This window comes from Chryseobacterium sp. c4a (assembly GCF_009900745.1).
Taxonomy (GTDB): domain Bacteria; phylum Bacteroidota; class Bacteroidia; order Flavobacteriales; family Weeksellaceae; genus Chryseobacterium.
The window spans coordinates 71,477-83,017 of the sequence record NZ_WXVU01000023.1 but is presented as its reverse complement, the minus strand read 5'-3'; the positions used below and the strand labels follow the sequence as shown (position 1 = coordinate 83,017).

Here is an 11,541-nt window from a genome sequence, read left to right as displayed (position 1 = left end):
TTCTCTTCCTGTAACGCTTTAAGTTCCTTAAGATGTTGTGCATCCATTCCTCCGTATTTCTGCTTCCACTGGTAGAAAGTAGCTGCTGAAATTCCATGCTCACGACAAATATCTTTTGTCGCTTTCCCAGATTCATATTCTTTCAGAATATTGATAATCTGATGTTCTGAAAATTTGCTCTTTTTCATAATGTTTAACAAACTAAATTTAATAATTTTAATTTGTCTGAAAAACAGGGAAGTTTACCACAAGTTTTATATTTGAAGATCAAATAACCAATCATTCAAAATGGAAGATCATAAACATACAATAGAACTAAGACCTACAACCATTGCTGATTTAGAGATTCTTTTTCAATTTCAGCTTGATGATGAAGGCAGGCACCTTGCTGCATTTACATCACAAGATTCTACCGACAAAGAAGCCTATCTGGCTAAATACACTAAATTACTGGATAATCCAACGGTCAACAATCAGACGATTATCGTTGATTCTGTAATTGCAGGAAGTATTGCCAAGTTTGTTATGGAGGGCGATGCAGAAATCACCTATTGGATTGATAAAAATTTTTGGGGAAAAGGTGTTGCTACAACAGCACTGAAAAATTTTCTTACCATTGAACCAGCCAGGCCTATTTTTGGACGGGTCGCTTTTGATAATCTTGGCTCACAAAAAGTTCTGGAACACTGTGGATTTGTCAAAATCGGTACTGATAAAGGTTTTGCCAATGCAAGACAAAAAGAGATTGAAGAATTTATTTTCAGACTTGATGCTTAGAGTAGTTTCCTTGCATCTTCTATATTATAGACGATCCTTTGATCCTGGTTTATTAAAGAATCAAAAATATCAATATATTTACGAAATGTTTGTTTTTCATACTGAACAAGCACCGGAAATAACTGACTGGCCTGATAATACCTTCTATTGTCTAAAGCATCCTGCATTGCCCTTTCTATCTCCTTTACCAGCGGTTTACAATCTTTCTTCAATAGGAAATTCTTTAGGTTAGATTCAAAAAAATGTTTACCATATAGGCCTAAAAAATGCTTGATATAAGGATATAATTCATGTTCATTTTTCCCGTTGAGTGTTGAGATAGATAAGGCATGGGTAATGACATCATAAACATTATCTTCATGATAGAGCCTATGGGATTCAAAACTTTCTTTTTCCGCCCATTTTTCAGTAATCAACCGATCAAGGAGTTCAAATCCTTCGGGTATTGCCCAGGCCAATAAAATCAGCATCGTCTGATAAGCAATATATTGATCTTTGTGGTGAAGCAGCAGCTTTAATTTTTCAACCCTTGCAACATCTATTTTTTCAAGGAGCTGTACTTCATGTAAATCATATCCCTCTTCTCCTTCTTCATTATAGTAATAAAGGAGTTCATAGAGTTCGATATCATTGTTATAAATCATTTGATTATATTTTTATAGATCAGTCGTTGTTGAATTAAAAGTATTTCCTCCATTAAACCATTCTCCTTTGCAGGCTTACTAATCTAGTTTAAAAAAGAAATAGACTACTGCGGCCCATTCTTTCTTGATACCGCTAGCGTATCCAATAGTGCTGTGACTGCTGTTTTCTACCGTTCCATTATCTTTGATATACCCAATGGTTGAATGGCTGCTATTTTCTACGATCCCATCTTTTTTAACATATCCTACTGTAGAATGACTTTTGTTTTCTATTGTTCCATCGCTTTTGATGTAACCGATTGTTGAATGGTTTTTATTCTCAATCGTTCCATCAGACTTGATATATCCCACGGTGGAACGACTGCTGTTTTCAATGGTTCCATCTGATTTGATATAACCTGTTGTGCTGTGATTTCCAGATTCTATAGTTTGTGCCTTTACAGCATAAAGGCTGAATACCAAAAAGCCAATGAATAGTGTTTTCTTCATGTTATTTTTTTAAATTAAATATACAATTTATATGAATAATGTCCTCTATAAAAATAGCGCCACTTATTGCTAAGTGGCGCTATGCTGAAAGATTTCAGATCTAAAGAAATCTTAGTATTCAAATAACCTTTTACGGTTTATCGTTTGATCACTTTTACTGTTTTCTCAAAATCATTCGCTGCATTTATTTTAACTAAATAAATCCCTGATACAAATCCTGAAGCATCAATTGTTCCTTTTGTATCATTGATTGCTTTTGTAAGTACCAACTGTCCTGCAGCATTGTAAACCGTTACTGAAAGAATCTTCTGATCATAAGAAATCGTCAGGATATCCTGTACCGGATTCGGATAAACTTTCAGATGATCTGCTTTTGCTGAAATCTCCTGAACTGCTAAATTACTTGCAGGGCAGGCAACCGGTACAAAAATCGGTTTTTGAATAGTAGTACCATCTCCTAGCTGGCCTCTGTCATTAAGACCACAACTTGATAAAAACCCATCGGCATTGATCACAAGTCTATTACTACTACTTATTGAAACCATTTTTCTGTTAGTAGCTGTTCCTATTTGTATTGGAGAAAGTCTTTGAATTTTCGTACCATCTCCTAGTTGGCCATTATTATATCCCCACGCCCAAAGTGTTCCATCTGTTTTTATCCCTGCAGAAGAATCATTTTTGTCAGCACTAATACTCTGCCAGTCTGTTGCGGTTCCCATTTGTGTTGGTACACTTCTACTAATACTTGTTCCATCACCTAATGATCCATTTGAATTAAATCCCCATCCCCAAAGGGTTCCATCTGTTTTAAGGGCAAGAGAATGAGCAAATCCCGCAGCTCCCTCTCTCCAATTGGTGGCTGTTCCGATTTGAGTAGGAACATATATATAATATGTGCTGCCAGGTTGTAGCTGATTATTGGTATTAAGCCCCCACCCCCACAGGGTTCCATTTGTTTTTACGGCTAGAACATGGGCTCTGCCGGTAGATATGGTTTGCCAATCATTTGCTGTACCCACTTGGATAGGTTGAGCTCTATTAGTGCTGGTTCCATCACCTAATGACCCAAGAGTATTATTCCCCCAAGCCCAAAGAGTTCCATTAGATTTTAAAGCTAATGTAAAACGGTCTCCAACAGCAATACTTACCCAGTTGGTTTCTGTTCCAATCTGTCCCGGAGTATTTCGTCCTGTATTAGTTCCATCCCCTAATTGTCCATCGCCATTAGCTCCCCAGGCCCAAAGTGATCCATCAGTTTTAATGGCTACCGTGTGATTAAATCCGGCAGCTATTTTCAGCCAATTATGCTCCAAACCGATTTGAGTCGGATTATATCTTGGGAGTGTTGTTCCATCTCCCAGTTTCCCAGATTGATTATCACCCCAGGCCCATAGGGTTCCGTCCATTTTAATTCCTACGGAATAAAGATTTCCTGAACTTACAGTTTCCCAACAACCTGTTTCAGTAGTAGAGAGGGTTTTAAAGGAACCACCTTGAATCCAATCTGGATTGCTGAATCCGCAAGTAGATGCCACCCACCAATAATATGTTGTATCTGGTAATAGATTGGCCAAATTAGCGGTTAAAGAAGAAGTATTTCCTTCTATTCCCCCCACCTCTGGATTCGTACTATAAAGGTATCTATATGTCCCATTAGTAGCTTGATTTGCTCCTGTCCATTTAATAACAGCCGTTGTAGAAGTGATATTAGAGGCTAGCAATGGGGTTGGAGCATAGCAACTTACAGGACAAGTAAGAGGGGTAAGAATTTTCTTTTGAACCCTTGTATCGTCTCCTATTTGCCCGTATACATTACCTCCACAACCTGATAAAATTCCATTGGCATTGATCACAAACATATTGTATACATTTGCCGCAACACTCTGTATACCTGATAAATTACCCACTTGTGTTGGAATATTTCTATCGGTCAAAGTTCCATCACCTAATAGACCTGATTCATTTTTACCCCATGTCCAAAGTGTTCCATCGGTTCTTACTGCCATAGAAGAATCATCATAGTTAGCATAAATACTTCGCCAATATGTTGCTGTTCCCAATTGTTTTGGGATATATGTTCCGATTGTTGTTCCATCCCCTAATTGCCCAATGTAATTAGATCCCCAAGTCCAAAGGGAACCATTTGATTTTAAACCTAGAGAATGGCGGGCTCCTGCCACTGCATTTATCCAATCGGTTGCTGTTCCTATTTGCGCTGGAGTACTTTTTGAACTCGTCGTTCCATCTCCTAATTGGCCGTTACTATTATATCCCCAAGCCCAAAGTGTTCCATTGGTTTTTATTGCAAAGGTGTGTTGTGATCCGGGTGAAATAATCTTCCAGTCACTATCCGTTCCGATCTGAATAGGTACATTTTTATCAATGGTTGTACCATCTCCTAATTGGCCATAATTATTCCTTCCCCATGCCCATAGGGTTCCATTAGCTTTTAAAGCAATTACATAATAATCACCAGTGGCAACATTTACCCAGTCTGTCGCTGTTCCCACTTGTTTTGGCACTCGGGTTAATGCTGCTGTTGTTCCATCTCCTAATTGTCCGTACTGATTTTGACCCCACGTCCATATTGTTCCATCAGCTTTTAGCGCTACAGTGTGAAAATTTCCTGTTGCTACTTTTTTCCAGTTATTTCCGGTTCCAACTTGTATTGGAGAATCTTCAGAGCCTGAACCACTCCATCCCAATTGACCATACTGATTACTTCCCCACATCCATAATGTTCCATCTGTCTTTATTGCTCCTGAATGATTTAATCCTGAACTTACACTTTGCCAACAGCTTGCTATCACTGTAGAAAGTGTAGTAAAAGAACCTCCGGATGTCCAATTCCCCTGGCTGGATCCACAATTAGAGGTTACCCACCAATAATAAGTAGTATTAGGTAATAAGTTTGTCAAATTAACTGTTTGAGAAGAAGTAGAACCATCTATTCCCCCAATAATCGGACTTGTACTATAAAGATACAGGTAACCGCCATTAGGAGCAGATGTTGATCCATTCCAATTAATCGTAGCTGCTGTAGAAGTAACATTGGTTGTTGAAAATTGTGTTGGCGGCAGGCAATTTAAAGGACAACTGATAGGAGTAAACGTATTTTTGTTAGTTTTAGTCCCATCGCCTAATTCACCGGAAACATTTTGTCCGCAAACTTTTAGATCACCATTGATATTTTTTACAAGAACATGGAAAGCCCCTGCAGACATTAATGTATTATCTGAAGAAGTTCCTACTTGTGTTGGTGAGGTGGTGTTCAATGTTCCACTTGTCCCGTTCCCCAATTGTCCTTTTTGATTACTACCCCAAGACCAAAGGGTACCATCTGTTTTGTTGGCAAACGCAAAATTACCACCCCCTGCAATATCCTTCCAATTGGTTGCAGTTCCCATCTGTGTTGGAGTGAGCTTGTTTGTGGTGGTTCCATCACCTAATTCCCCATTCCCATTATAGCCCCAAGACCATATTGTTCCATCTGTTTTGAGTCCTATGGTATGCGCATTCCCAATACCTATATTTTTCCAATCCGAAGCGGTTCCGATTTGTACTGGAATAGTTCTGTCTGTAGTAGTCCCATCTCCCAATTGACCAGAGTTATTAAAACCCCATGCCCATAATGTACCATCTTTCTTTATCCCTACCGAAAAATAATTTTTGGCAACTACTTTCAACCAATTGGTTGCGGTGCCAATTTTGATGGGTACCGTTGAACTGGTGGATGTACCATTTCCTAATACGCCAAATGAATTAGAGCCCCATGCCCATAGTGTTCCATCGGTTTTGATAGCGAAAGCCTGAACAGATCCAGCAGTAATACTACTCCAATCTGTTGCCGTTCCAATTTGAACAGGGGCAAATCTATCTGTTTTAGTTCCATCACCTAATTGTCCTGAATCATTTTTACCCCAAGCCCATAACGTGCCATCTTTTTTGATAGCAACTGTAAAATAGGCTCCGGTTTCTACTTTCAGCCAATTATTGGCAGTTCCTATTTGGATAGGTACATTTCTATCAATGGTACTACCATCTCCAAGCTGGCCATTGGAGTTATTTCCCCACATCCATAATGTGCCATCGTTTTTTATTCCTGCTGAATGGTTCATTCCGGCACTCAAACTTTGCCAACAACCTGTAGCTATTGGAGTTTCTACATTAACTACATTTTTAAAAGCAGGACTCCAAGCTCCGGTATTGTCTTTAATACGAATATTAAACACGTGCAAACCATTAGATGGCAAAGCAATTCCTGTTTTAGTAAGCTGCTCATAAGTACTGTCGAAATTCCCATCAGCTGCTAATACTGTTGTACCGTTTCCGGCTCCCGGGTCGGTATCCCAGAAATACTCTGCCTGAGAAATAGAGATGATATTGGATGGTGTATTCTGCTGAACATTAATAACATTCGTAAAAACAGGCCCCCAAGCTCCTGTATTATCTTTGATACGAACAGAAAGCTTGTGCAAACCATTGCCCGGTGTGGCAACTCCTGTTTTCGTAAGCTGTTCAAAAACACTGTTGAAACTCCCATCGGAAGCCAAAACAGCGGTACCGTTTCCGGTTCCCGGATCATTATCCCAGAAATATTCTGCCTGGCTTACGTACAACTGTGCCCAGCACCATGTTGCCATAAACAAAGCGATTATACTATAGATATATTTATTCATTGTATGTATATGATTATAAATTATTTAGAAAAACCAGATCCGCTGATGCTTAATGTACCACTGCTGATTGTTCTTGGAGTTACCAGATAGTTTACCTGAGGTCTAATTCCCACATTGGCTGGCCAGTAATTTGCCCAGCTGTTAGAACCACCATAGTGCCCGGCATCGTTTCGGGTTAAGTCTAAATCGGTATACTTTACATCAGGATTTCCTGCATTTTCATTCATCCCCGTCAATGTATAAGTTGTATTGTTAAAATTCATGTTCACAGTACCTGAATTGTTACTTTGGGTCATATTCCCAGATGTTACAAAGGAATTGGTAAATACATTATAACTCGCTGTAACATTAACCCCTGTACTGTTGTTTCCAATACATACATTGGTTTGGCCTACTGCAAAAGAAACCGCATTGTTCATAATGGCAATACTTCCAGTATTGGTAGTATTATTTAAGCTAATTTGCAAAGGAGGAACATCACCAGGATTGGGGTCATAAATGGTATTGTTAATAATTTCGTTAGAACTGTCTGTTTTAATATCATGAACAGATATACGGGTACAAAAATTATTATGGATTTTAAAAGTATAACCAGATTGTGTATAGGTCAATACACGATCAATAATATTGCCATATACCTCAACATCAGATGCAGCCATGGAAGTATCTAACATATTGGAACGGACAGTAATAAACTGTACTTTATTAGCAGTAGCTCTTCCGTGAGAAAAATTAAGAGCTCCGCCCACGGTACAGCCTGAGATGTTGGTCGTAATATTGGCTTGATTAGTATAAACGTTATTCAAATCACAGTTCAAAAGATTGATCGTTGTTCTTCCACCTGTTGTAGCTCCACTAGCTGTAATATCATTGATTGTATAATTTCCTGAACTCAAATTACTTATAGTTACTACCCTTCCTGCAGCAGGAGTGATCGTAAGTGTTCCTTTAATGAAATATCGGCTAAAGTTTGTTTCGGAAACAAAAGTCAGTGACTTGTTGATCGTCAGGTTTTCTATGTAAGGATCTCCATTCGTTTTAGGTTGAATGATGATACGATCTCCATCTGAAGCTGCGGTAATCGCCGCACTTACTGTAGAATAAGCTCCACCTGTTCCGCCGTTTCTTACATATAAATCGGCTGCAAAAGCCATCGTACTTGATAAGCCTGTGAAGGCCATGATTAGTAGTTTTTTTGTCATAATAGTGTAAAATTGATTGGTATAATGTTAAATTAAATACGTTGGGGTAGCCATCCTCGAGCACAGATAAATAGAATTTCCAGTTATCAAATCAGTGACAGCATACAGATCTATTTGGATATTTTTTCTTTTGATTAAAAAAATCCAATAAGTCCTATTCATAAAACACGACTCAACGCTAAAAAAATCTTGAGGATGTATGTTATTTAAATTACCGAAAACAATAAGATAGGAGGTATCGGCAGAAATAAAGACAATGTAGTTTTACTCATTTTCATGGTTTAATTAGTTTTCAGGTTTTGTTTTTAGTTTTTCATGGAAAATAACATATCAATGCAAAGATTATATGTTATAGACTGCAAAAGTATATTTTTATTATGAATCTTCAAATATTTGATGAAAAATTAATATGACTATAACTTTTTAAATGCAACGAAATACATATTAAATAATAGCGCCACTTATTGCTAAGTGGCGCTTTATTAAAAGATTTCAAAACTTATAGAAATCTTAGTATTCAAATAAACTTTTACGGTTTATCGTTTGATCACTTTTACTGTTTTTACAAAGTCATTGGCTGCTGTTACTTTCACAAGATATACTCCTGATGGTAAAGCAGTGAAATCAATTGTTCCTTTTGTATCATTAAGCGCTTTTGTAAGGATCACCTGTCCAGCAGCATTATAAACCGTTACCATAAAAATCTTTTGATCAAGTGAGACCGTTAAGATATCCTGTACCGGATTCGGATACACCTTCAGCTGATCTGCTTTTGTTGAAACTTCTGTAACGGCTAAATTACTTACAGGACAAGCAACAGGTACAAATATTTTTCTTGTAATAGTGGTGCCATCTCCTATTTGTCCCATGCCATTATAACCATTGATTGATAAAAATCCATTCGTACTTATAACCGCTGTATTAAGCATTCCCACTGCTGCCATTTGTCTATTATTATTGGATCCTATAAGCTGTGGTATGCGTGTATTAACTGTTGTTCCATCACCCAACTGTCCACGGCTATTATCTCCCCATCCCCAAAGTGTGCCATTTGATTTAATAGCTATAGAAGAACCATTAAAACTTGCATTAGCACTTTGCCAGATTGTTTCTGTACCAATTTGTGTTGGAACAAATTTATACGAAGTGGTTCCATCTCCTAATTGGCCAATGTTATTCGCCCCCCAAGTCCATAATGTTCCATCTGTTTTTACTCCTATTGAATGGTTTCTTCCTCCGTCAACACTTTTCCAATTGGAATCAGTCCCAACTTGTACAGGACTTCTTCTTTGCACCGAGGTTCCATCACCTAGTTGCCCACTGCTATTATCTCCCCAAGCCCAAAGCGTTCCATTGGTTTTGATAGCTAAGGTATGTTCGCTTCCTGAAGCTACACTTTTCCAATCTGTTGCGGTTCCAATTTGGATGGGTATATTTTTATCGATACTCGAGCCATCACCTAATTGTCCATAATTATTATGTCCCCAAGCCCAAAGTGTTCCATTTGATTTCACTGCTATTGTATGGCTATCACCTGCAGTCATACTTACCCAGTCTGTAGCTGTTCCAAGCTGTGTTGGAGTAAGTTTGTTAACAAAATTTCCATCGCCTAGCTGTCCATAGAGATTTCTGCCCCATACCCATAGTGTTCCATCTGTTTTAAGTCCTAATGAGTAATCATTACCTGTTTCAATTTTCATCCAATTATTTCCAGTTCCGATTTGTACCGGAGCATTTCTATCAATTTCAGTTCCATCACCCAGCTGCCCATGGGCGTTACCTCCCCATGCCCATAGTGTTCCGTCTGTTTTAAGTCCTAATGAGTGATACATCCCTGTACTTACACTTTGCCAACAGCCTGTTTCACTTGTAGGAAGTGTGGTAAAGGAACCTGCCAGTGTCCAATTCGCCTGACTGGAACCACAATTAGATGCTACCCACCAATAGTAAGTAGTATTGGGTAATAGATTGGTTAAGTTTACTGTTTTAGAAGAAGTCCTTTCTTCTATACCTCCAGCAACTGAATTCGTACTATAAAGATACAAATAGCCTCCATTAGGAGCAGGAGATGATGCTGTCCAGCTAATAGTGGCTGTTGAAGAGGTAATATTGGTGGTTGAAAATTGTGTTGGAGGAAGACAATTTGAAGGGCAGCTAATAGCAGGATAAAGTGATCTGTCGGTATTCGTACCATCGCCTAACTGTCCATAATTATTGTGTCCGCTAATTTTCAGAACACCACCCTCACCTTTTACAAAGGCATGATAAGTTCCGGCAGAAATTTCAATATTGTCTGAAGAAGTACCTATTTGTGTAGGTATTGCAACGTCCGCAGATCCACTGCTAATATTACTTAACATTCCAAAGAAGTTTCTCCCCCATCCCCAAAATGTACCATCTGTTTTGATTCCAAAAGTAGTCTGCAATCCTGCCGATACATTGAGCCAGTTCGTGGCCGTTCCAATTTGTGTTGGAGTAAGTCTGTCAATTGTAGTTCCATCACCCAGCCTGCTATTATAATTATATCCCCATGCCCATAATGTCCCATCGGTTTTTACTGCTACTGTATGAAGATTTCCTCCATCAACGCTTTTCCAATTCGTAGCGGTTCCGATTTGTACTGGAATAGTTCTGTCTGTAGTAGTTCCATCTCCCAGCTGACCTAAAGTATTATCACCCCATGCCCAAAGAGTTCCATTTGATCTGATTGCGAATGTATGATTATCCCCAGTTCCCAAACTTACCCAACTTGTTGATGTTCCTATTTGTGTAGGTACTAGCCTGCTTGTAGTTGTTCCATCACCTAATTGGCCAAAGTTATTATTTCCCCATGCCCATAATGTTCCATCGGCTTTAAGGGCTACCATATTACTAGATCCAGCACCAATACTTTTCCAATTCGTAGCTGTTCCTATCTGAACCGGAGCATATCTATCAGTTTTAGTTCCATCACCTAATTGTCCACTAGAGTTACTGCCCCATGCCCATAGTGTTCCATCTGTTTTAAGGGCGACTGTAAAATAGCCTCTTGTTACTATTTTCGACCAATTATTGGCAGTTCCGATTTGGATCGCAGCATTTCTATTAACGGTGGTTCCGTCTCCTAATTGTCCGTATTCATTATTACCCCATGCCCATAGTGTTCCGTCTTCTTTTATTCCTGCTGAATGATACTCACCTGCTCTAACTTCTCTAAAGCAAGCTAAAGAAGTTTGAGTTTGTACATTAATAACATTTTTAAAAGCAGGCCCCCAAGCTCCGGTATTGTCTTTAATACGAATATTAAACACGTGCAAACCGTTAGATGGCAAAGCAATTCCCGTTTTAGTAAGCTGCTCATAAGTACTGTCGAAATTTCCATCGGCAGCTAATACTGTTGTACCGTTTCCTGCTCCCGGGTCGGTATCCCAAAAATACTCTGCCTGAGAAATAGAAATGATATTGGATGGTGTATTCTGCTGAACATTCACCACATTCGTAAAAACAGGCCCCCAAGCTCCTGTATTATCTTTGATACGAACAGAAAGCTTGTGTAAACCATTGCCTGGTGTGGCAACTCCTGTTTTTGTAAGCTGTTCAAAAACACTGTTGAAACTCCCATCGGAAGCCAAAACAGCAGTACCGTTTCCCGCTCCCGGATCATTATCCCAGAAATATTCTGCCTGGCTTACGTACAACTGTGCCCAGCACCATGTTGCCATAAACAAGGCGATTATACTATAGATATATTTATTCATTGTATGTATATGA

Annotated in this window: 7 protein-coding genes; 1 reads left to right on the top strand and 6 read right to left on the bottom strand. The window is 38.8% G+C overall.

Translation table 11 applies throughout. From position 1 onward, the window contains the following. Positions 1 to 188, bottom strand: a 188-nt coding sequence (locus tag GTR01_RS22710; protein WP_160138522.1) for a transposase, incomplete at its 3' end; no start/stop codon positions are given. 100 nt (positions 189 to 288) lie between these two features. On the opposite strand from GTR01_RS22710, the gene GTR01_RS22705 reads away from it, so the two are divergent. Then, the gene (locus tag GTR01_RS22705) at positions 289 to 777 is read left to right on the top strand and encodes a GNAT family N-acetyltransferase (RefSeq protein ID WP_160140003.1); all 489 of its coding nucleotides are present in this window, start codon (positions 289 to 291) and stop codon (positions 775 to 777) included. Here the strand turns inward: GTR01_RS22705 and GTR01_RS22700 are convergent. The 5 genes from GTR01_RS22700 to GTR01_RS22680 form a co-directional block, all read right to left on the bottom strand. Then, the gene (locus GTR01_RS22700) at positions 774 to 1,421 is read right to left on the bottom strand and encodes a hypothetical protein (protein WP_160140002.1); all 648 of its coding nucleotides are present in this window, start codon (positions 1,419 to 1,421) and stop codon (positions 774 to 776) included. The two genes, GTR01_RS22705 and GTR01_RS22700, sit on opposite strands and share 4 nt — an antisense overlap. 78 nt (positions 1,422 to 1,499) lie before the next feature. After that, entirely contained in the window at positions 1,500 to 1,910 is a 411-nt protein-coding gene (locus GTR01_RS22695; protein WP_160140001.1) for a 5-fold beta-flower protein, read from the bottom strand. Positions 1,911 to 2,047: 137 nt separating this feature from the next. After that, positions 2,048 to 6,589 carry a T9SS type A sorting domain-containing protein gene (locus GTR01_RS22690; protein WP_160140000.1) on the bottom strand — a complete coding sequence of 1,514 codons (4,542 nt, stop codon included), beginning with the start codon at positions 6,587 to 6,589 and terminating at the stop codon, positions 2,048 to 2,050. A 20-nt stretch (positions 6,590 to 6,609) separates the two neighbouring features. Next, positions 6,610 to 7,791 (bottom strand): hypothetical protein, encoded by a 1,182-nt coding sequence (locus tag GTR01_RS22685; RefSeq protein ID WP_160139999.1) that lies wholly within the window; start codon positions 7,789 to 7,791, stop codon positions 6,610 to 6,612. A gap of 536 nt (positions 7,792 to 8,327) precedes the next feature. After that, positions 8,328 to 11,528, bottom strand: a complete 3,201-nt coding sequence (locus tag GTR01_RS22680) for a T9SS type A sorting domain-containing protein (RefSeq protein WP_160139998.1) — start codon at positions 11,526 to 11,528, stop codon at positions 8,328 to 8,330. Positions 11,529 to 11,541 lie beyond the last annotated feature (13 nt).

Coding starts and splice junctions, on each gene's coding strand:
- GTR01_RS22705 (WP_160140003.1), top strand. CDS start 289: ATGGAAGATCATAAACATACAATAGAACTAAGACCTACAACCATTGCT.
- GTR01_RS22700 (WP_160140002.1), bottom strand. CDS start 1,421: ATGATTTATAACAATGATATCGAACTCTATGAACTCCTTTATTACTAT.
- GTR01_RS22695 (WP_160140001.1), bottom strand. CDS start 1,910: ATGAAGAAAACACTATTCATTGGCTTTTTGGTATTCAGCCTTTATGCT.
- GTR01_RS22690 (WP_160140000.1), bottom strand. CDS start 6,589: ATGAATAAATATATCTATAGTATAATCGCTTTGTTTATGGCAACATGG.
- GTR01_RS22685 (WP_160139999.1), bottom strand. CDS start 7,791: ATGACAAAAAAACTACTAATCATGGCCTTCACAGGCTTATCAAGTACG.
- GTR01_RS22680 (WP_160139998.1), bottom strand. CDS start 11,528: ATGAATAAATATATCTATAGTATAATCGCCTTGTTTATGGCAACATGG.